The organism is Actinomadura meyerae, assembly GCF_900188445.1.
Taxonomy (GTDB): domain Bacteria; phylum Actinomycetota; class Actinomycetes; order Streptosporangiales; family Streptosporangiaceae; genus Spirillospora; species Spirillospora meyerae.
Window position 1 is genome coordinate 171,806 of the sequence record NZ_FZOR01000010.1, and the last position, 20,242, is coordinate 192,047.

General features: G+C 71.1%; 18 protein-coding genes and 2 pseudogenes. 16 read left to right on the top strand and 4 right to left on the bottom strand.

Features of this window, described 5'->3' with window-relative positions:
- Window positions 1–21 precede the first annotated feature (21 nt).
- The 8 genes from CHF16_RS13415 to CHF16_RS13450 all read left to right on the top strand — a co-directional run bounded on the left by CHF16_RS13415 (window position 22) and on the right by CHF16_RS13450 (window position 10,142).
- Window positions 22–966 carry an alpha/beta hydrolase gene (locus CHF16_RS13415; RefSeq protein ID WP_089326315.1) on the top strand — a complete coding sequence of 315 codons (945 nt, stop codon included), beginning with the start codon at window positions 22–24 and terminating at the stop codon, window positions 964–966.
- A gap of 177 nt (window positions 967–1,143) precedes the next feature.
- Entirely contained in the window at window positions 1,144–1,905 is a 762-nt protein-coding gene (locus tag CHF16_RS13420; RefSeq protein ID WP_089326316.1) for a FadR/GntR family transcriptional regulator, read from the top strand.
- 181 nt (window positions 1,906–2,086) lie between these two features.
- Window positions 2,087–3,343, top strand: coding sequence for an ABC transporter substrate-binding protein (locus CHF16_RS13425; protein WP_089326357.1), 1,257 nt, complete (start codon window positions 2,087–2,089; stop codon window positions 3,341–3,343).
- A gap of 35 nt (window positions 3,344–3,378) precedes the next feature.
- Window positions 3,379–4,344, top strand: a complete 966-nt coding sequence (locus tag CHF16_RS13430) for a carbohydrate ABC transporter permease (RefSeq protein WP_089326317.1) — start codon at window positions 3,379–3,381, stop codon at window positions 4,342–4,344.
- Complete coding sequence (locus CHF16_RS13435) at window positions 4,341–5,168, top strand: carbohydrate ABC transporter permease (protein ID WP_089326318.1); 828 nt, start codon at window positions 4,341–4,343, stop codon at window positions 5,166–5,168. The genes CHF16_RS13430 and CHF16_RS13435 overlap by 4 nt, the downstream gene beginning before the upstream one ends.
- Before the next feature lie 90 nt (window positions 5,169–5,258).
- Window positions 5,259–8,405 (top strand): glycoside hydrolase family 38 N-terminal domain-containing protein, encoded by a 3,147-nt coding sequence (locus tag CHF16_RS13440; RefSeq protein WP_089326319.1) that lies wholly within the window; start codon window positions 5,259–5,261, stop codon window positions 8,403–8,405.
- 17 nt (window positions 8,406–8,422) lie between these two features.
- Complete coding sequence (locus tag CHF16_RS13445) at window positions 8,423–9,658, top strand: enolase C-terminal domain-like protein (protein ID WP_089326320.1); 1,236 nt, start codon at window positions 8,423–8,425, stop codon at window positions 9,656–9,658.
- Between the two features lie 10 nt (window positions 9,659–9,668).
- Window positions 9,669–10,142 (top strand): GNAT family N-acetyltransferase, encoded by a 474-nt coding sequence (locus CHF16_RS13450; protein WP_089326321.1) that lies wholly within the window; start codon window positions 9,669–9,671, stop codon window positions 10,140–10,142.
- A gap of 124 nt (window positions 10,143–10,266) precedes the next feature.
- Here the strand turns inward: CHF16_RS13450 and sodN are convergent, their stop codons facing one another.
- Window positions 10,267–10,671 (bottom strand): superoxide dismutase, Ni, encoded by a 405-nt coding sequence (gene sodN, locus CHF16_RS13455; protein ID WP_218826654.1) that lies wholly within the window; start codon window positions 10,669–10,671, stop codon window positions 10,267–10,269.
- Window positions 10,672–10,863: 192 nt separating this feature from the next.
- Here sodN and sodX point away from each other — a divergent pair, with 192 nt between their 5' ends.
- The 6 genes from sodX (at window position 10,864) to CHF16_RS13485 (ending at window position 15,607) form a co-directional block, all read left to right on the top strand.
- Window positions 10,864–11,247 carry a nickel-type superoxide dismutase maturation protease gene (gene sodX / locus CHF16_RS13460; RefSeq protein WP_089326323.1) on the top strand — a complete coding sequence of 128 codons (384 nt, stop codon included), beginning with the start codon at window positions 10,864–10,866 and terminating at the stop codon, window positions 11,245–11,247.
- 104 nt (window positions 11,248–11,351) lie between these two features.
- A complete protein-coding gene (locus CHF16_RS13465; protein ID WP_089326358.1) occupies window positions 11,352–12,251 on the top strand; it encodes an ABC transporter ATP-binding protein in 900 nt (299 codons plus the stop codon).
- Entirely contained in the window at window positions 12,248–13,267 is a 1,020-nt protein-coding gene (locus CHF16_RS13470; protein WP_089326324.1) for an ABC transporter permease subunit, read from the top strand. Before CHF16_RS13465 ends, CHF16_RS13470 begins: the two co-directional genes overlap by 4 nt.
- A gap of 65 nt (window positions 13,268–13,332) precedes the next feature.
- Entirely contained in the window at window positions 13,333–13,788 is a 456-nt protein-coding gene (locus CHF16_RS13475; protein ID WP_218826655.1) for a hypothetical protein, read from the top strand.
- Entirely contained in the window at window positions 13,785–14,957 is a 1,173-nt protein-coding gene (locus CHF16_RS13480) for a sensor histidine kinase (protein WP_089326326.1), read from the top strand. Before CHF16_RS13475 ends, CHF16_RS13480 begins: the two co-directional genes overlap by 4 nt.
- Window positions 14,954–15,607, top strand: a complete 654-nt coding sequence (locus CHF16_RS13485; protein ID WP_089326327.1) for a response regulator transcription factor — start codon at window positions 14,954–14,956, stop codon at window positions 15,605–15,607. Before CHF16_RS13480 ends, CHF16_RS13485 begins: the two co-directional genes overlap by 4 nt.
- A 289-nt stretch (window positions 15,608–15,896) precedes the next feature.
- Here CHF16_RS13485 and CHF16_RS41335 read toward each other — a convergent pair.
- Window positions 15,897–16,232, bottom strand: a pseudogene (locus tag CHF16_RS41335) (IS481 family transposase); the annotation flags it as partial.
- A 185-nt stretch (window positions 16,233–16,417) separates the two neighbouring features.
- The gene (locus tag CHF16_RS13490; protein ID WP_089326328.1) at window positions 16,418–17,326 is read right to left on the bottom strand and encodes a LysR family transcriptional regulator; all 909 of its coding nucleotides are present in this window, start codon (window positions 17,324–17,326) and stop codon (window positions 16,418–16,420) included.
- Between the two features lie 72 nt (window positions 17,327–17,398).
- On the opposite strand from CHF16_RS13490, the gene CHF16_RS13495 reads away from it, so the two are divergent.
- On the top strand, window positions 17,399–17,788 hold the full coding sequence (locus CHF16_RS13495; protein WP_089326329.1) for a RidA family protein: 390 nt from the start codon (window positions 17,399–17,401) through the stop codon (window positions 17,786–17,788).
- A gap of 89 nt (window positions 17,789–17,877) precedes the next feature.
- Window positions 17,878–18,843, top strand: a pseudogene (locus tag CHF16_RS39420) (IS5 family transposase).
- Window positions 18,844–19,298: 455 nt separating this feature from the next.
- Here the strand turns inward: CHF16_RS39420 and CHF16_RS13510 are convergent.
- Window positions 19,299–20,242, bottom strand: a 944-nt coding sequence (locus CHF16_RS13510; RefSeq protein WP_143227963.1) for an HNH endonuclease signature motif containing protein, incomplete at its 5' end; no start/stop codon positions are given.

A 20,242-nucleotide genomic window follows, 5' to 3' on the forward strand; every position in this document is an offset into this window, starting at 1 on the left:
AGCCAGCAGGAGGTCCGGACCATGACCCTGGACGCCGAACTCGCCGCCGCGTTCGACGGCATGCCCTACGTCGGCCTGGCGGACCCTGCCGAGGCCCGCGCCGCCATGCGCGACCTGGTCTCCGTGCTCGCCCGTCCCGCCACCGCCGAGGGGGTGGACGTGGCGGACCGGAAGATCCCCGGCCCGCCCGGCGCGCCGCCCGTCCCGGTGCGGATCTACCGGCCGCGCGGGACGCCGCACCCGGCGCCCGTGCTCGTGTACTTTCACGGCGGCGGGTTCGTCACCGGCGACCTCGACAACGAGCACGACCGCTGCCTGACGTTCGCCCGCGAGGACGGCATCGCCGTCGTGTCGGTCGACTACCGGCTCGCGCCCGAGCATCCGTTCCCCGCGGGGTTCGACGACTGCTACGCCGCGACGGTCTGGGCCCACGCGCACGCCGCGGAGTACGGCGGCGACCCCGAGCGGGTCGCGGTCGGCGGCGGGAGCGCGGGCGGCGCCCTGGCCGCCGCCGTGGCGCTGCGCGCGCGGGACGAGTCCGGCCCGCCGTTGGTCTTCCAGATGCTGCTCTACCCCGTCCTGGACGACCGGATGGAGACGCCGTCGATGCGGGCGTTCACCGAGCCGCCGCTGTTCAACAGCGCCGACGTCGGCCACATGTGGCGGCACTACCTCGGCGGGCGGCCGGCGGGCGGCGCGGACGTCCCCGCCTACGCGGCGCCCGCCCGCGCCGCCGACCTGGCCGGACTGCCGCGCGCCTACGTCCTCGTCGCCGAGTACGACCCGCTGCGGGACGAGGGGCTCGGCTACGCGCACCGGCTGATCGTCGCGGGCGTCCCCACCGAGCTTCACCATGTTCCGGGCGCCTGCCACGGCTTCGACGGCATCATGTCGGCGCGGCTCGGCCGGCTCGCGTTCGAGGAGGAGCGCGCCGTCCTCCGGAGGTGCCTCCGCGACCGCGGCTGATGGCTCCGCGCCTGCGGTCACGCTTCCCGCGCCTGCGGCGATGCCTCCCGCGCCTGCGGCGATGCCTCCCGCGCCTGCGGCGATGCCTCCCGCGCCTGCGGCGATGCCTCGGCGGGGGCTGGACACGGCCAGTCGCTAAGTGATTAGATGACTTTACTTCTTGGGAACGAGGTGGCGATGGCACAGGATGTGGCCCGGCCGAGCCTGGCGGACGCGCTCACCGAGCGGATGCTGGAGCTGATCAGGGCGGACGGACTGCGCCCCGGCGACCGGCTGCCGTCCGCGCGGGAGCTGTCCCAGCGCTTCGCGGTGACCACGCCGACGCTGCGCGAGGCGCTGCGCCGGCTGGAGGCGACCGGGGCGGTCCAGCTCCGGCACGGCTCCGGGATCTACGTGGGCGCCGACCTCGAGCGCGTCGTCATCCCCAACCCCAACGTCGGCGAGCTGGAGGCCGACCGGCTGCTCCAGCTGCTGGACGCCCGGCTGCTCATCGAGCCGCCGCTGGCCGGACGGGCCGCCCGGCTGGCCGGGCCCGCCGACGTCGAGCTGCTCCGCGCCATCCTCGACCAGGCGGGCGCGGACCTGCGCGGCGGCGAACCCGCCGGCCGGAACGCGGCCGCGCGGCCCGCCCCGCACGGCTCGCACACGCACGCGTCCGACGCGGAGGCGCGCCTCCACAAGGCCAACATGAGCTTCCACAGCGAGGTCGCGGGCGTCGCGGGCAACTCGGTGCTCTGCGAGGTCATCGACTCGCTGCTCACGGTGCACGCGTCCGAGCAGCGCGAGATACAGCGGATCTTCGACGACCGTGTCCGCGACTTCGAGGAGCACTCCGCGATCCTCGCCGCCATCGAGGCGGGCGCGGAGGCGGACGCCGAGGCGCTCATGCGGTCCCACCTCACCGACATCAAGCACGTGATCGAGCAGCGGCTCGCCTGAGCGGCCGCACCACCGTCCCCGATACCGGCCCCCGCCGCGCGGCACGTGCGCCGCGCGGCCGGTCGACCCATCCCCGAACACCGACCCACCCCTCGAACCGACGCATCCCCGAACCGACGCATCCCCGAACCGACCTTCGACCACCCCGATCGGGCATCGGCGCCCGATGAAGGAGGCCACCATGGTGTCCAAGCGACTGCGGGCGACCGCGCTCACCGTGGGCGCGCTCCTGCTCGCCGCCGGCTGCGGGTCCGGCGACTCCGGCGGGAGCAAGTCCGAGCTCAAGCTGTACAACGACAAGGGCGCCTGGAAGCCCTACTTCGAGCAGATGGCCGTCCTCGGCAAGCAGCAGACCGGGCTCGGCATGACGCCGGTCGGCTACACCGACGAGCCGACCTACACCGCGTTCATCAAGACCTCGTTCCGCACGAACGTCAAGCCCGACCTGTTCACCTGGTCGACCGGCGGGCGGCTCGAGGAGATCGTCAAGCAGAACCAGGTGGCCGAGACCACCGCCCTCTGGCAGGACGCCATCAAGAACGGCGACCTCACCGAGGACCTGAAGAAGTACTACACGGTCGACGGCAAGCAGTACTGCGTCCCGCTGAACACCGCCTACTGGGGCATGTTCTACAACAAGAAGGTCTTCGCGAAGTACGACCTGAAGCCGCCCACGACCTGGGCCGAGCTGGAGAAGGCCGCGGAGACGCTGAAGTCGAAGGGGCAGGTCCCCTTCAACCACACCACCCCCACGTCGCTGTTCTCCTTCGCCTGGTTCGAGCAGCTCCTCGCCGGCACCGACCCCGACCTGTACGAGCGGCTGTCGAAGGGCCAGGCGTCCTACACCGACCCCGGCGTGGTGAAGGTGATGGAGCGCTGGAAGTCGATGATCGACAAGGGCTGGTTCTCCAAGCCCGGCGACAAGGCCGACCCCGCCGACCACTTCAAGTCCGGCGACGCCGCGATGGTCATCAACGGGACCTGGTTCAACACCAGCATGACCCAGCGCGGCCTCAAGCAGGGCCAGGACTACGGGTTCTTCTTCATCCCCAACGTCGACCCGGCGCTGCAGAAGCGGTCGCTGATCTTCGAGAGCGGCCCGCTCTGCTCGCTGCGCAAGGCCCCCGACCCGGCCGCCAGCACCAAGTACCTCAAGTGGTGGATCGGGGCCGACGCGCAGGAGAAATGGGCGAACGAGCGCGGCGACGTGTCCGGCAACCCCAAGGTGAAGATCGCCGATCCCGAGCTGACCAAGGTCACCAAGGAGGCGGCGTCGCCGGAGAACCGGCTCGTGCTGCGGTACTTCGAGGCCGCGCCCTCGCCCGTCCTCACCGAGGCGCTGAGCGGCTTCGACAAGTTCCTGAACAAGCCGGAGACCTACATGGACGTCCTCAAGACGATCCAGAAGGCCAACGAGGCGTACTGGAAGTCGAACTGACTGGAAGCCGTACTGACTGGAAGCCGTACTGACTCATGAGCACGCACAAGGCCACCGCCACCCGCCCGGAGACGGCGGTGGCGAAGGCGCCGGGCGACGGCCGCCGCGCGGGGCGCGGCGGCCGGGCCGGGAAGGGCTTCGCGCTGCACGGCCGGTTCCGGCACGCGTACGTCTCCCCGGCCGTGCTGTTCGTCGCCGTCCTGCTCTACCTGCCGTTCCTGTGGACGGCGTACCTGAGCTTCACCACCTACGACGGGCTGGCGTCGCCCGAGTTCACCGGCCTGGACAACTACAAGCGGCTGTTCGAGGACGACGCGCTCGTCACGTCCCTCCGCAACACGCTGCTGTGGGTCGTCGGGACCGTCGCCCTGCCGGTGGGGCTCGGGCTGCTCGTCGCGGTCCTGTCCTACGACCTCAGGGGCGGCGGCTGGTTCCGGCTGCCGTTCCTGCTCCCGTACGCGATGTCGGGCGCCGGCCTCGGCGTGATCTGGGGCTTCATCCTCCAGCCGGACGGCATGGCGAACCAGATCCTCACGCTGTTCGGGATGCCGGGCGGTGACACCGCGTTCCTGCAGGACGGCCCCCGCAACACCATCGCGATGATCGTCGTGTGGACGTGGCAGCAGCTCGGCGTCAACATGTTGCTGTTCGTCGTCGGCCTCCAGTCGATCCCGAAGGGGCCGATCGAGGCCGCCCGCATCGACGGCGCGTCCGGATGGTCGATGTTCCGGCACGTCATCTGGCCGCTGATGCGCCCGATCACCACGGTCGTGTTCGGCCTCGCGCTCGTCGCCGGGCTGAAGAACTTCGACATCGTGTGGGTGATGACGCAGGGCGGGCCCGGACGCTCGTCCGAGACCCTCGCCGTGACCATGTACCGGGACGTGTTCGTCGCCAACGAGTACGGCTACGGCTCGGCGGTCGCCGTCCTGCTCACCACCGTCACCGGCCTCGCCTCGTACGTGTACCTGCGGAGGCAGATCGGCGGGGAGAACTCATGAACAGGTTGACGCTGAACGTGCGCCGCGCCGTCCTCGCCGTGCTGGGACTGGTGTGGCTGTTCCCCACGTATCTGATCATCGCCAACGCGGTGCGGCCGGCCGACGACTACGACCCGTCGGACGCGGTGAAGCCGCCGTCCTCGCTCGGCCTGCTCGACAACGTCTCGCAGGCGTGGGACCGGACCGCCGTCGGCGACACGCTGCTCAGCACCCTGCTCTACAGCGTCGTCTCGCCCGCCGTCGCCGTCCTGCTGGGCGCGCTCGCCGGGTACGCGATCGTGGTGCTGCGGCTCAAGCACGGCTTCGCCTGGTTCGTGGTGATCTTCGCCGGGACGGTGGTGCCGTTCCAGATGCTGCTTATCCCGCTGTTCGTCGGCTACAGCGAGGTGTCGCTGTACGACAGCCAACTCGGCCTCATCATCATCTACTCGGCGATCAACGTGCCGCTGGCGGCGCTGGTCATGCGGAACTTCTTCGGCAACGTCGCCGTGTCGATCTTCGAGGCGGCGCGGCTGGACGGCGCGTCCACCTTCCGCATCTTCTGGCGGATCTACCTCCCGCTCTCCTCGGCGGCCCTCGCCGCCGTGTTCATCCTCGAGTTCACCTTCGTCTGGAACGACCTGCTGTTCGGCCTGACGCTGTCCCAGTCGGAGACCGTCCGGCCGGTGTGGGCCGAGCTGTCCGCGCTGACCACCGACGTGTACGCCGGGACGCCCGTCCCGATCGCGCTGGCCGCGGGCCTGGTGGTTTCGCTGCCGACCGTCGTGCTGTTCCTGGCGACCCAGCGCCTCTTCACCCGCGGACTAACGCTCGCCCAGTTCTGACCGCCCTGCTGTTCCAAAGCCCTGCTGTTCCAAGCCCTGCCGTTCCAAAGCCCGCTCGAACGCTCCCCAGAGAAAGATTGACGCATAACGATGACGAGTCGTCTGCTTCAGGCGAGCCTCGGTTCGCCCGACTATGACGGGATCCGCGCCGCGCTGCGCGAGGACACCTCCACCGAGGTGCTCGCCGTGCGCGGGATGTCCGTCCGCGCCGCCGTGCTGCCGCTGTTCAAGCGCGGCGAGGACGGGACGCTCCGGCAGGCCGTCCGGGTGACCCTGTCCGGCGGCGAAGGCGAAGGTGAAAGCGAAGGCGGAGGTGGCGGCGGAGGGGGCTCCGTGGAGGTGGCCCTTAAGGACGGCGACACCGAGCTCGCGTCCGCCACCGGGGACGGCGGCACGCTGACGCTGCTCGTCCCCGAGGTGGACGCCCCGCGCCGCGTCACCCTGGAGGTGCGCGACTCCGCCGGCCTCGTCGGCGCCGCGCCGCTCGACCTCACCCCGCAGCGCAAGTGGAACGTCTTCGTCGTCCACCACTCGCACCTGGACATCGGCTACACCGACACCCAGGGCACCGTCCTGCGGCACCACCTCGACTACCTCGACGCGGCGCTGCGCCTCGCCCGGGAGACCGACGGGCGGCCGGACGACGCGCGCTTCCGCTGGTCGGTCGAGTCGTCGATGCCGGCACTGCGCTGGCTCGCGACCCGCTCCGCCGACCAGGTCGCCGAGTTCACCGACCGGGTCCGCGCGGGGAACATCGAGGTCACCGCGTTCCCGATGCAGCTGCACACGGAGGCGTGCTCGACGGAGGAGCTGTACCGCCAGCTCCGCTTCGTCGAGCACCTGCGGCGCACGTACGGCATCGAGGTCCGGTCGGCGATGCACACCGACATCCCCGGCGCCGTCGTCGGGACGGTGGACGCCCTCAACGCGGCCGGCGTCCGGTACCTGGCCGCCGCGCACAACTGGGCCGGGCGGTCCGTGCCCTACATCACCGGCGGCGACAAGCTGGCGCGGCCGTTCCGGTGGCGGTCGCCGGGCGGCGGCGAGCTGATCGTCTGGTTCACCGACACCCCGCACGGCATGGCCTACATGGAGGGCAACACCGTCGGCCTCGTCGACTCCTACGACCTCGCCGAGGACCTGCTGCCCCGCTACCTCGGCTCCCTCGCCGACCGCCCCTACCCGTACGGGCCCGGCACGTTCGGCTGGTACGCCGCCCCCGGACAGGTCGGCGCCGCCAAGGACCCCGACTTCCTGGACGCCGTCCACCTGCGCGTGCAGGGCGCGCACGCCGACAACGCCGGGCCGTCGATCGTCCCCGCCGACATCGCGCACCGGTGGAACGAGACCTGGGCGTACCCGCGGCTGCGGATGGCGACCAACGCCGACTTCTTCGAGTACGTCGAGGAGCACCACGGCGACCGGCTCCAGACCCACGAGGGCGACTGGACGGACTGGTGGGCCGACGGCCTCGGCTCCGGCGCCCGGCCGCTCGGCTACGTCCGGCGCGCGCAGAACGTCCTGCGGTCGGCGGAGACACTGCACGCCCTCGCCGACGAGCGCTCCGGGAAGCGGACCGGCGCCGCCGAGGAGATCGACGAGGCGTACGACCGGGCCGCGCTGTTCGACGAGCACACCTGGGGCGCCGCCAACCCGTGGGAGGACGCCGAGGAGGGCGGCGACTCCGGCGGCCTGCAGTGGACCCGCAAGTCGCAGGTCGGCTACCAGGCCCACGACGACGCGCTCGACCTGCTCCAGGCGGGCGCGCGGCGGCTCGGCGCGACGTTCGGGCCCGCGCCGGACGCCCTCGCCTCGTTCCTCGTCGTCAATCCGGGCACGGCCGCCCGCACCGACGTCGCCCGTGCGTTCCTGCCCCGCGACGTCGTCGCCGTGGACGTCCCCATCGCGCTCGTGGACGCCCGCACCGGCGAGCCCGTCCCGCACCGCGAGGAGGAGGTCGACCCGGACGAGTGGCCCACCCGCCCCATCGGCCGGCACCTGGAGGCGGTGCTGCCGGACGTCCCCGGCCACGGACACGTCCGCGTCGATGTCGTCCAAGCGGATGCCGTCCGCGCCGATGTCGTCCAAGCGGATGCCGCGGCCACCGAGCCGGTCGACCTCGGCTCGGACGGGACCATCGAGAACGAGTTCTACCGCGTCACCTACGACCTCAAGGAAGGCCACATCGCGTCGGTCTTCGACAAGGCCGCCGGACGCGAGCTGGTGAACACCGACGGCATCGCCGGGTTCGGGCAGTACATCTACGACCGGTACGCGACCGCGCCGCACTTCAACCACATGTCGGGGCACATGCTCGTCCACGACAAGACGATGCTCGGCGACCGGGCTGTGGCCACCCACGCGACCATCGCCAAGTGCGAGCGGACGCCCGCCGGTGAGCGGCTCGTCGTCGAACTGCACGGCAAGGGCGTCGACTGGCTGCGCACCACCATCGACCTGTACGCGGGCGTGCCGCGCGTGGACGTCCGCTACCAGCTCGGCAAGCAGCCCACGGCGGCGAAGGAGGCGGTGTTCTTCTCCTTCCCGTTCGCCGTGGAGGGCCCGCCCGCAGCGTGGGAGCTGACCGGCGGCGTCGGCGGCACCGGCGTCCCGAGCGTGCCGGGGTCGGCGGAGCACATGCGCCCCATCCGGCACTGGGTCGCGTTCGAGGACCCGGACCTCACCGTCGCGTGGGCGACGCTGGAGGCGCCGCTCGTCCAGTTCGGCTCCATCCACATGCCGTACGCGCCGTTCCCACCGACGCTCGACAACGAGGACGGCACCGTCTACTCGTGGGCGCTGAACAACATCTGGGACACCAACTTCCCGTCCCAGCAGCAGGGCGAGACGACCTTCCGGTACGCGTTCGCGTCCGGTGCGGCCGGCTCGGGCCGCCGCCTCGGCGCCCGCACCGCCGCCGGCCTCACCGACCCGTTCGTCGCCACCCTCGCCACCGGCACCGCGCCCGCCGCCGCGTCGGGGACGTTCCTGCGCGTGGACGACCCGGACGTCCTCGTCACCTCGGTCGGCCGCGCCCGCGACGGCGACGGCCTCGCCGTCCGGCTCCAGTCGCTCGCCGCCGCCCCGGTGGAGGCGGAGCTGCACGTGCCGGGTACGACCAGTGCGCGGCTCAGCGGCGGTTCGGAGCGTGACCCGGCGGAACTTCCCGTCCGGGACGGCACGATGACGGTCCGGCTGCCCGCCTGCGGCGTCGCCACCGTCACCGTTCGGCGTTGACCACGGATCGGGGACACATGAAGATCACAGGCATCCGCGCGACCACGGTCACCGTGCCGCTGGAGGCGCCGCTCCTGCACAGCAACGGCGCCCACTGGGGCCGCTTCGTCCGGACGATCGTCGAGGTCGAGGCCGACAACGGGCTGGTCGGGCTCGGCGAGATGGGCGGCGGCGGGCAGAGCGCCGAGGCCGCGTTCCGGGCCCTCGCCCCGCACCTGGAGGGGCACGACCCGTTCGAGCTGGAGGCGCTCCGCTTCAAGATCGCCAACCCGACGGCGAGCCTGTACGACAACCGGGTGCAGATGCTCGCCGCCATCGAGTTCGCCTGCCTGGACCTCATCGGCCAGCACCTCGGCGTCCCGGTGCACGACCTGCTCGGCGGCCGCATCCGCGACTCCGTCCCGTTCGCGTCCTACCTGTTCTACCGGCCGCCGGGGCCGGGCGGGGTACCGGAGGTCCGCACGCCGGAGCAGCTCGTCGCGCACGCCCGCGACCTCAAGGAGCGGCACGGCTTCACCGTCCACAAGCTCAAGGGCGGCGTGTTCCCGCCGGAGCACGAGCTGGAGAGCTACCGGGCCCTCGCCGAGGCGTTCCCCGGCGACCGCCTCCGCTACGACCCGAACTCCGTGCTCAGCCTCCAGGAGGGCATGCGCTTCGGGAAGGCCATCGAGGGCCTCGACAACGACTACCTCGAAGACCCCGTCCTCGGCCTGGAGGGGCTGCGGCTCGTCCGCGAGCGCGTGGACGTCCCGCTCGCCACCAACACCGTCGTCGTCAACTTCGAGCAGCTCGCCGCGAACGTGCTGCGCCGCAGCGTGGACGTCGTCCTGCTCGACACGACGTTCTGGGGCGGCATCCGGGCCTGCGTGAAGGCCGCCGGGGTGTGCGAGACGTTCCAGATCGGCGTCGCCGTCCACTCGTCCGGCGAACTCGGCATCCAGCTCGCGACCATGCTGCACCTCGGCGCCGTCCTGCCCAACCTCACCTACGCCGCCGACGCGCATTACCACCACCTCGCCGACGACGTCATCGAGGGCGGCCTCATGCGGTACGAGGACGGGAGGATCGCGGTGCCCGGCGGGCCCGGCCTGGGCGTCCGCCTGGACCGTGACAAACTCGCCGAGTACGCGGAGCTGTACAAGGAACTGGGCGGCTACCCCTACGACCGCGACCCCGGCCGCCCCGGCTGGTACCCGATCATCCCGAACGACCGCTGGGCGGACCCGGCCGTCCCACTGGCGCCGCTCGAATAGCCTGCCAACCGTGATTCGTTACGCGACCCCCGACGACGTCCCGGACATCCTGCGGCTGATCCGCGAACTGGCGGACTACGAGCGCGCCCTCCACGAGGTCAAGGCCACCGAAGAGCAGCTCACCGCACGCCTCTTCGGCGACGACCCCAAGGTCTTCGCCCATGTCGCAGAGCACGAAGGGCGCGTCGTCGGGTTCGCCCTGTGGTTCCTCACGTTCTCCACGTGGAACGGCACCCACGGCATCTACCTGGAGGACCTGTTCGTCGAGCCGGACGTCCGCGGCCACGGCTACGGCAAGGCCCTGCTCACCGAACTGGCCCGCGTCGCCGACGAGCGCGGCTACGAACGCGTCGAATGGGCCGTCCTCAACTGGAACGAGCCGGCCATCGGGTTCTACGAGTCCCTCGGCGCCCGCCCGCAGGACGAGTGGACCGTCTACCGCCTGACCGGCGACACCCTCACCAAGGCCGCCCGCTCGAGCTGATCCGGACATCTGATCCGGACATCTGATCCGGACATGGCAGAGGCCCGGCCAGCCGCAGGCCGGGCCTCAGTGTCCGTGCGGGTCAGCCCTGCCGGGTGAGCCCTGCCAGGTCAGCCCTGCCAGGTCAGCCCTGCTTGGTCTCCCAGAAGATCTTGTCGATCTCCGCGATCTTGCTCAGCAGGTCCTCGGCGACCTTGACGTCCATGGTGGCCTTGGTGCCGCCGCCACCGCCGGCGAGCTTGGTGGCCTCGTTGAACAGCTGGTGCAGCTGCGGGTACTTCTCGAAGTGCGGCGGCTTGAAGTAGTCGGTCCAGAGCACCCACAGGTGCTCCTTGACCAGCTGGCTGCGCTGCTCCTTGATCAGGATCGCCCGGGTGCGGAACTCGGGGTCCTCGTTGGCGGCGTACTTCTCGCAGATCGCCTTGACCGACTCGGCCTCGATCCGGGCCTGCGCCGGGTCGTAGACGCCGCACGGCAGGTCGCAGTGCGCGGACACCGTGGTCTTCGGGCGCAGAAGCTTGAGCAACACCTGCGAATCCCTTCCCTCGTTGCGGATCATGCTCAGGTCACCGACATTACCCTTGTGCCGCGGGGCGCGTCCGTCCAGGGCACTCGGTATTTCGGCCTAAGACCCGGACCGCGCGCGGCCCGGAACCTTCCCCAGCAGTGTTTGTCACCGCCGCCCGCCGGATCATGCGGACGGCCGAGGAGGATCATGCGGATGCGCGGCAGGGGCCGGCCCGTGCTCTGGACGCTCGCCGGGGCGGCCGTGCTCGCGGCGGCCGGGCTGCGACGGCTGCGGACGGTCGAGGTCACCGGCGAATCGATGCTGCCGGGACTGCGTCCGGGCGACTGGCTCATCATCCGCGCCGGAGCCCGTCCCACCCCCGGCGCGGTCGTTGTCGCGGAGCATCCGCAACGGTCCGGGCTCCTCGTTGTGAAACGCGCCACGCGCCATACCGATGAGGGCTGGTGGCTGGAGAGCGACAACCAGCGGGCGCCCGGACGCAGCGACAGCTGGGACTTCGGCGCCGTCCCCGATGACCTCGTGAAGGGGCGCGTCCTGGCCCGCTACTGGCCCCTCCCGCCGAAGCCCGTGAAGTAGCAACGTCGAGGACGCAACGAGCCGGCCGAAAGTACGACTACTTCCGGGCGGAACCGTGCTTTGGGCCGGTGATCTGGGACGGCACGGTTGACGACGATGCCGTCATGCCGAATGAAGACCCCGTCCCGATGCTGCATGCCGAGGGACTGACGAAACGATATGGCCGCGGGCGGGAGGCGCTGAGCGGAGTATGCCTGCACGTCCCGGCCGGACGCATCGTGGGCCTGGTGGGCCCGAACGGCGCAGGCAAGTCGACGCTGCTGAACCTGGCCTGCGGGCTGCTGGAGCCGACGTCGGGCTCGCTGCGCGTACTGGGAGCCGCGCCGGCGGCGAGCGCCGCGCACCTGGCGCGAGTCGGATTCGTCGCGCAGAACACCCCGGTCTACCCCTCGTTCAGCGTGGCCGACCATCTGCGGCTCGGCGCGCACCTGAACCCGTCCTGGGACCAGGGCATGGCCGAGCGGCGCATCGCGCAGGTCGGGCTGAACCCGGGCCAGAAGGCGGGACGGCTGTCGGGCGGCCAGCGGGCGCAACTGGCGCTGACGATCGCCGCCGCCAAGCGTCCCGAACTGCTGGTCTTCGACGAACCGGCCGCCGCACTCGACCCGCTGGCGCGCCAGGGCTTCCTCGCGAACCTGATGGAGTTCGTCGCCGAACTCGGCGCCAGTGCGGTGCTGTCGTCGCACCTGCTCGGCGACATCGAGCAGGTCTGCGACTACCTCATCGTCCTCTGCGACGCGCGGGTCCAGGTGGCGGGGGACGTCCGCGATCTCCTCGCCAGCCACCACCGGCTGGCCGGCGATGGCGATCGCCTTCCCGCGGGAGTCGAGATGGTTCGGGCGGAGCCGGGTGGCGGCGCGATCGTGCGCACCGCCCGTCCGCTCTCGGAGGTCCCGCTCCGGGCCGGGCCCGTCACGCTCGAAGAACTGGTGCTCGCGTACATGTCGCGGGCGGACGCACCCGGCGCCCGGGTCGGCGCCGTGGCGGGGGAGGGTGCACGATGATCTGGCTGAACTGGCGGCAGTTCCGCTTCCACGCCCTCGCCGCCGCGATCGGACTGGCACTGATCGCCGCCTACCTCCTCTACCTCGGCATGGACATCCGGGACGCCCACGACGTCTACCGGTCCCGATGCACGGACACCGCCGACTGCGCGCAGGCCGCGAGCCAGTTCTCCGGCGCCTACCGGAGCACGCTGCTGTTCCTGGCCGCCGGGCTCGGGCTGATCCCCGTCGTCCTCGGCGCGTTCTGGGGAGCGCCGCTGATCGCCCGGGAACTGGAGCTCGGCACCCACCGGCTGGTGTGGAGCCAGAGCGTGACCCGCCGCCGCTGGCTGCTCGCCAGGATGGCGTTCACCGCCCTGGGCGCGATGGCCGTCACGGGCCTGGCCGCCCTGCTGCTCACCTGGGCGGCGGCCCCGTACGACCAGGTCGCCTCCGACCGGTTCGGCGCGATCGAGTTCGGCGCCCGCAACATCGTCCCGTTCGGCTACGCATTCCTCGCCTTCACCCTCGGCACCACCATCGGCCTGTTCGTCCGCCGGACGCTCCCGGCGATGGCCATCACGGGCGTCGTCTTCCTCGCCGTCCAGTTCGCGGTTCCGAACATGGTGCGGCCGCATCTCATGCCGCCGGAGAAGGTGACACTGCCGATGACCGCCGAGACCATCAACCAGGCCAAGAACCTGGGCAGCATCACCGGCGCCCCGGTCATCGGCGGCCTGCAAGTGCCCGGCGCACCCGACGCGTGGATCAGTGACACCAGCCCGATGCGCACCGCCGACGGCCGGACGCTCAGCGAGGAGAAGTTCGACGCCTGCTTCGACAGCCCGTCCAAGACCGGTGCGGGCGGCACGTTCGGTGACACCGCGGTGTGCCTGTCCGCGCTCGACCTGCACGTTGACATCGAGTACCAGCCCGGCGACCGCTACTGGTCGTTCCAGCTCGCCGAGACGGGCCTCTACCTGCTGACCGGCGCGCTCCTGACCGTCATCGCCCTGCGCCGCATCGGGCGAGTGTGAGGCACCACATGGAGAACAATGCCTCTGGCCCATGGAACATCCTGGTCAACACAGCTCTGGGATTGATGTTCGCTCTGGGCATCGCGGTCACGGCGTTCATGCTCGCCGTGAGCTGGGGCGGCGCCTCCTGGCTGTTCACCACTGCGGTCGCCGCGGTGGTGTCCGCACTGGCGTTGCTGCGAGGGCGCCGAAGGGTGTGGCCCGCAGCGGCGGCTCTGACCGTGGCGGCCGTCGCCATAGGGGCGTCCCAGGCGGCGGACCTGCCGCAGGAGCCCGCACCCACGACGGCACTGGCCCTAGCCGTCCTCATCGGCTCCGCCCTGAGAGCCCTACCGACGTGGTCGGCCGCCTGTATCGCCGTGGGCGGCGTCGCCGTGATCGCGCTCGGCTGGTTCTCCGGCCCCTCGGCGGTGACGGCACTGGCCACGATCCTGATGGCGGGCGGCCTCGTCGCCGGGCCGCTGCTGCGCGCCTTCGCGCCCGTCCGGTCGTCCGGTGCGCCGATAACCTGGCGGACATGACCGTTCCGGGGGGATGGGTCCGGAGCGTCTCCATGGCCGGGCTCGGCGCCGCGTTCCTTGCCGCGATCACCGTCCAGGCCGCCGCCATCGCGCAGAGCTGGGGAAGCTGGTACTGGATCCCGGGCTGCGCCTTCGCGGCGGCGGTGTGCCTGATGGCCCTGGCCGGGCTGCGGCGACCTCTCTGGCCGGCGGTCGCGGCGCTCGGTTTCGCGGTGGCGGCCATCGCGACCACCTACCTGGCCGGCGCTGATCTCCCCAGCGAGCCCAGCCCGGCCATGGCCCTCGGGCTGGCGGTGCTGACCGCCTCCACGCTCCGGTCCCTCCCACCGGTACCGGCGGGCGCCATCACGTCCGCCGGGCCGGTACTGATCGTCGCCGCCCAGTTGGCCGCCGGGCCTCCGTACACCGAACTCGCGGCGGTGACGGCGCTGGACGCCCCGATCTGGCTGGCCGCCGTGGCGACCGGACTGTCACTGCGGATACTGGACGCGCGGGCGCGCGCGACCGCAGAGCAAGTCCGTCGGGAGGAGCGCCTGGAACTGGCCCGCGAACTGCACGACGTCGTCGCGCACCACATCACGGGCATGGTCCTCCAGGCGCAGGGCGCCCAAGTGGTCGCGCAGCGGAACCCGGAGCAGGTGGGCCAGTACCTCAGCGAGATGGAGACTGCGGGCACCGACGCCCTGGCGGCGATGCGGCGGGTCGTCGGACTGCTGCGCGACACCGACGACGCGGCACCCGCGTCCCCAGGACCGGAAAGCCTCGGCGCGCTCGTCGACCGCTTCCGCCGCCAGGGCCCCGGCGTCGTGCTGACCATGCCGGACGAGCTGACCATGCCGGACGAGCTGACCATGCCGGACGAGGAGAACTGGCCACCGGAGGTGACCACCACCGTGTACCGCGTCGCGCAAGAGGCGCTCACGAACGTCCTGCGGCACGCCCCCAAAGCCCGATCGGTCACGGTCACCGTCGAGCAGGGCGTCCGGGACGTCACCATCGAGGTCTCCGACGACGCCCCGGCGCCCGTGGCCCGGCACCCGCACCGCGGCTACGGCCTGATCGGCATGCGCGAACGCGTCGAGGCGCTCGGCGGCTCACTACGAGCAGGGCCGCGTCCGGGCAGCGGCTGGACCGTGCGGGCGACGCTGCCCACGGGGGAGCGCCGGTGACCATCTCGGTTCTTCTTGCCGACGATCAGGCGATGGTCCGCCGGGGCCTGCGGCTGATCCTGGAGGACCAGCCCGACATCACCGTGGTGGGGGAGGCGTCCGACGGTGCCGAGGCGGTCGCTCTGGCGCGCCGCCTGCGCCCGGACGTGTGCCTGGTGGACATCAGGATGCCCCGGCTCGGCGGCATCGAGGTGACCCGCGCACTGGCAGGCCCGAAGGCCACCGACCCGATGCGTGTCGTCGTGGTCACCACTTTCGACCTGGACGAGTACGTCTACGGCGCGCTGCGCGGCGGCGCGGCGGGCTTCATCCTCAAGGACGCCGGCCCCGCGCTTCTCGTGGAGGCCGTGCGGGCCGCGCACAACGGCGAGGCACTCGTCTCGCCGTCCGTCACCGTCCGCCTGCTGCGGCACCTGACGGCCGCCTCGGCACCACCGCGCACCGTCCGGCCGCCCCTGTCGGATCGTGAACTGGAAGTCGTCCGCGCCCTCGCCCGCGGCCGCACCAACCAGGAGATCGCCGCTGAGCTGTTCATATCGCTCAGCACCGTCAAGAGCCACCTGTCCGGCATCCAGACGAAACTAGGAGTACGCAACCGCGTCGGCATCGTCACCTGGGCATGGGAGAACCGCCTGGTAGACCCATCCTGACCCACTCGTCCTGACCCACCCCGGTCTACGGCTGGAATCTGCCGCAGGCACGGGAGTGGGGTCTCGCAGGCGGTGTTGTCACAGACCGGGCCCACCTCCGCCTCGACCGGGACGACCTTGTCGATCGCGTCCGGAACCCTTGAGCTCGATCTGCGGCGCAGTAGTGCAGTTCGGCGCCGTAGACGATGTCGAAGACGGCTGCGGAGGCTGGCGATGCCGTGGGAGGTGAAGGACGTGGCGACGCGGAGACGCGGCGGCGCGGCGGCGCGGCGGCGCGGCGGCGCGGCGGCGCGGCGGCGCGGCGCAGGTAGCCGGGCGGCGGTGGCGCCGGTCTCGTCGGGGTGGATCTCGGCGTAGGGCAGGCGCGTGTGGTCGTCGACGGCGGTGTGGAGGTGGTCGTAGCCAATGCCGGGCGTGTTCGTGGCGTGCCAGGTGGGGGTCGGCTCGGCCGTGGGCGATCCAGCCGCCATCGTCGGGGATGCGTCCGATCTTCTTGACGTCGATGTGGACCAGGGGCGCCGGGCCGGTGGTGTTCGTAGCGAATCGTGGTGTGGGTGACGCGGATCTGGTGTCCGGTGCCCGCTGTTCGGTGTGGGTGGAATTGTGGTGGGGGCGGCGCTGCGTACGGGGCCGCCCCTCCAAAGTCAAGGGCGCCTTCGGCGTCGCTTCCCGATGGGACTTCGTCCCACCCTTGACTTTGGAGCCTCTGCGGCCCCTGAGTGCAGCTTTCGTCGGGCAGGCTCCGCCTGCCCTCTGCCCGACGCGCCGCCCCCACCCCATACAGGAACCACATCCCCATCACCCCAAGCACTAGGGCGTGTCCGGCTGACCTTGATTGAGGGTCGTCAGGAGTCGTGCGACCAGTGGGCTTTGGTCGTTCTTGCGCCAGGCGACGGCGACCCGGGTGCGGGTGGTGTTGGGTTCGATCTTGCGGAAGGCGACGCCCTTGAGGCGGATACGGCGGATGCTCTGCTGGGCGAGGGAGACGCCCAAGCCGGTTTCCACCAGGGCGCAGACGGTCTGCCATTCCACGGCGTGCTGGGTCACCCGTGGTGTGAAGCCCGCCGCGGTGCACAGGTTGGTGATCTGGTCATGCAGCGGCGGTCCGACAGCACGGGGCAGGAGCACGAAGGGAGAGTCGGCCAGCTGCTCGACCCGGACGGCGTGCTGGGCTGCGAGCGGGTGCGCAGATGGTAGGACGGCGACGAACGGTTCGGTCAGCACGGTCTGGAAGGCGAGTTCGGGGTCGTGGTCGGGTGGCTCGCGCACCAGGCCGACGTCGATGGTCCTGTCGTGCAGCGCGGCCAGTTGCGGGGCGGTGGTCATCTCCTGGATGTCCAGGTGCACGGAGGGGAAGCGGTCCCGGAAGGTGCGCAGCAGGCCGGGTAGGACGGTCAGGGCGAGGGAGGCGGCGAAGCCGATCCGCAGGCGGCCGGCTCTGCCGCTGCCGACCTCGCGGGCCGCGGCCAGACCGTCGGCGACTCCGGTGAGAGCCTGCCGTGCCGCCGGGAGGAGCTCCCGGCCGGCCGGGGTGAGGGTGGTGCGCCCCGGTTCGCGGGTGAACAGCGCATGGCCGACCTTGTCCTCCAGGCGCCGGATCTGCTGGCTCAGTGGCGGCTGGGCGATGCCCAGGCGGGCGGCGGCGCGGCCGAAATGGAGTTCCTCGGCGAGCACGACGAAGGCGTGCAGCTGCGGAAGGGGAAGTTCGGGACGCTCCATACGCCTAGAGGTATCACCCAGTGCCTGGTGGGATATTGGACGTATCTGTGCTGGTCGTTTAGCGTCCCGCGCATGACAGAGCGACGTTCCATCCTGAGCGGCTCGACGTTCGAGGAGCGGATCGGTTATGCCCGTGCCGTGGTCGACGGCGAGTGGGTGCATGTGTCGGGGACCACCGGATTCGACTACGCCACCATGACGATCTCCGAGGATGTGGTGGAGCAGGCCGAGCAGTGCCTGCGCAACATCCAGGACGCCCTGACCGAGGCCGGGTGCACCTTCGCCGATGTGGTGCGAGTGCGGTATCTGCTGCCGGACCGGGCCGACTTCGAGCCCTGCTGGCCGGCGCTGCGTCGCGCCTTCGGTGAGGTCAGACCAGCGGCCACGATGCTCGTGTGCGGCCTCGCCGACCCCCGCATGAAGATCGAGATCGAGGTGTGCGCACGCCGGAATACCGCGTAACAGGTGCAGAAGCTGAGGCCAGGACGGAGCGCCGCACCCGGGGGCGTGGCCGATTGCTCTTGATCTATCGGTTTGGTGGTTGATGGTTGGTGACGCGACGGTCCACGCTGGCTGGTGAGGAGTGGGAGCGGCTTGCGCCGCTCCTGCCGCCTTCTACTGGTCGTGGTGGGCAGTGGCCTGATCACCGGCGAGTGGTGTCGGGCTTCTTGTACCGGGTGCGGCCGGGGGTGCCGTGGCGGGACCCGCCGGGAACGGTCCGGGCCGTGGAAGACCTCCTATGCGCGTCATCGCCGCTGGTCAGCGGGCGGAACCTGGCGCCAGATCCTGGATGAGCCGCGGATCGGGGCCGACCTGGCCGAGGGCGATGATTGGACGGTCGGCATCGACTCCACCGGAGTGCGTGCGCGCCAGCACGCGGCTGGAGCCCGGCATCGCCGCCCGCGCCGGCTCCGAAAAGGGGACCTGAGGAAAAGGGGACCTGAGAAGGGACGAATCCGACGGCCGGGAGGCTCTACGCCGGTCCCGTGGCGGGCTCACAACCAAGATCCATCTGGCAGCCGACCGGCGCTGCCGACCGATCGCCCGGCTGACCTCACCAGGCCAGCGACCGGCTGACCTCTCCAGACCAGCGATTCGATGGCACGACGTTGCTCAACGTTGCTCAGAGTGCTCGGCCAGGTCCGAATCAAACGCTGGGCATCGGCCGCGATCGGGTCCGGCCTGCCGGATGCTGGCCGACAGGGGCTCTACTCCAGCCGGGCCATCCGTGCCCATCTGCGCCTCCGCGGCATCAAGGCCGTCATCCCGGAGAAGACCGTCCAGCAAATTGGCGCAAGCGCCATGGTGCAGCAGGTGGCCGCTTGATCGCGTTCGACGTCGAGGCCTACAAGGGCAGCAACGTCGTCGCACGCCGCATCAGCAAGCTCTAGCAGTTCCGGGCTGTCGCAACCCGTTACGAGGAGAGCGCCTTCGTTCACGACGGCGCCATCGACGCCGCCTCCATCAAGATCTGGCTCCGCGACCTCACCCAAGATCTATCGGATACGGCCTGGTAAGCCCCGTCCCGCCCTTGGTCGCGGCCTTGACCACGCGTGCCGCTTCAGCCTCCCGGCCGGTGAGAAACGGTGGATGCAGGGAGGGAGAGAGGCAGGGAGAGAGGCAGGGAGAGAGAGGCAGGGAGAGAGGCAGGGAGAGAGAGGCAGGGAGAGAGAGGCAGGGAGAGAGAGGCAGGGAGGACGGGAGGACGGGAGGACGGGAGGACGGGAGGACCGGAGGCGCTGCGGGACATACCGCGACTTGGTCGCGGTGGCGATGGTTCCCTGCCGGGGGTGGTGCTGCCGGGGTGAGGGGATGGTTGCTCGGCTGGAGTTGGTGCCTTGGCCAGGTGTGGTTTGCCGAGCGGGCGCCTTTGGCTCTGGGGGGCAAGGCGGTAGGTGGGCGGGAGGGTGTGGGCAGGCGGGCCCGGCCCGTGCCGCCGGGGGGCGGCCGGGCTCGGGCGGTGGTCTGTTGGTCAGGCGGCTTGGGCCCAGGTGGGTGGTGGGCGTCTTCGCTGGTGGAGGGGGACGGTGTCGGGTGGGTGGAGGCGGTAGGTGTAGCGGCCGTCGGGTGTTTTGGTGATGTGGAGGCGGTCGGGGTGGGTGTGTTTGTAGCGGTTGTGCCAGCCGCAGCACAGGGTGAGTTTGTCGATGTCGGTGGGGCTGTTGCCGAGGGCCCAGCCGTGGACGTGGTCGACCTCGCACAGCGTCCCGGGCACCTCGCAGCCCTGTACCGCACACGTCGAGTACAGGGCCTCGAGCACTTGTCGTTGCGGCACGGTGGCGAACCTGACCCGATGGCCCAGGTACAGCGGGGTGTTCCCGGCGCCGAGTAGCAGCGGTGACACTCCGGCGTTGAGGGCGATGCGGCGGGCTTGGGCTGCGGGGATGGGGGTGCCGTCGGTGAGTCTGGCGGGGGTGGTGCCGCCGGTGAGGGTGTCCAGGTCGCAGATGACGGTGACCTTGGTGGCCGTGTGCCCACCCGCCAACACGCCGGTGAGCGCGGCCGCGGTGCGTTCGGACAGGTCGCGGTGGTCGTCGGTTCCGGCGGGCTTGGCCAACGGTGCGAGGGTGCCGTCCCAGATCGCGGCGTCCTCGGCGTTCAGCCAGCCCTTGATGTACCGCCCGCCGTCCAGCGACCGGGTCGAGTCGATCCACGACCGCTCATATCCCCGCTTCACGTCCTCGGGGGCTTGCTCGCGTCCGTCGCGTTCGGCGATGAGGTCGGTGATCTTGTTGCCGAACGCGGCGACCTTGCCCGCCGAGAACCCCTTCCCGGTCAGGTCGAGGAGGAGGTGTTCGGCGGTGGTGCAGTCGGTGTCGTTCAGGCGGGCGACGGCGGCGCTGATGGTGCTGGCGTAGCCGTAGGACAGGTCGCCGTCGTTGAGGCGGCGGGTGATGTCGGGGAGGCGGTGGCGCT

Excerpts from the sequence above, each read along its gene's own strand:
- CHF16_RS13415 (WP_089326315.1), top strand. The coding sequence starts at position 22 with ATGACCCTGGACGCCGAACTCGCCGCCGCGTTCGACGGCATGCCCTAC.
- CHF16_RS13420 (WP_089326316.1), top strand. The coding sequence starts at position 1,144 with ATGGCACAGGATGTGGCCCGGCCGAGCCTGGCGGACGCGCTCACCGAG.
- CHF16_RS13425 (WP_089326357.1), top strand. The coding sequence starts at position 2,087 with ATGGTGTCCAAGCGACTGCGGGCGACCGCGCTCACCGTGGGCGCGCTC.
- CHF16_RS13430 (WP_089326317.1), top strand. The coding sequence starts at position 3,379 with ATGAGCACGCACAAGGCCACCGCCACCCGCCCGGAGACGGCGGTGGCG.
- CHF16_RS13435 (WP_089326318.1), top strand. The coding sequence starts at position 4,341 with ATGAACAGGTTGACGCTGAACGTGCGCCGCGCCGTCCTCGCCGTGCTG.
- CHF16_RS13440 (WP_089326319.1), top strand. The coding sequence starts at position 5,259 with ATGACGAGTCGTCTGCTTCAGGCGAGCCTCGGTTCGCCCGACTATGAC.
- CHF16_RS13445 (WP_089326320.1), top strand. The coding sequence starts at position 8,423 with ATGAAGATCACAGGCATCCGCGCGACCACGGTCACCGTGCCGCTGGAG.
- sodX (WP_089326323.1), top strand. The coding sequence starts at position 10,864 with ATGCGCGGCAGGGGCCGGCCCGTGCTCTGGACGCTCGCCGGGGCGGCC.
- CHF16_RS13465 (WP_089326358.1), top strand. The coding sequence starts at position 11,352 with ATGCCGAATGAAGACCCCGTCCCGATGCTGCATGCCGAGGGACTGACG.
- CHF16_RS13470 (WP_089326324.1), top strand. The coding sequence starts at position 12,248 with ATGATCTGGCTGAACTGGCGGCAGTTCCGCTTCCACGCCCTCGCCGCC.
- CHF16_RS13475 (WP_218826655.1), top strand. The coding sequence starts at position 13,333 with ATGTTCGCTCTGGGCATCGCGGTCACGGCGTTCATGCTCGCCGTGAGC.
- CHF16_RS13480 (WP_089326326.1), top strand. The coding sequence starts at position 13,785 with ATGACCGTTCCGGGGGGATGGGTCCGGAGCGTCTCCATGGCCGGGCTC.
- CHF16_RS13490 (WP_089326328.1), bottom strand. The coding sequence starts at position 17,326 with ATGGAGCGTCCCGAACTTCCCCTTCCGCAGCTGCACGCCTTCGTCGTG.
- CHF16_RS13495 (WP_089326329.1), top strand. The coding sequence starts at position 17,399 with ATGACAGAGCGACGTTCCATCCTGAGCGGCTCGACGTTCGAGGAGCGG.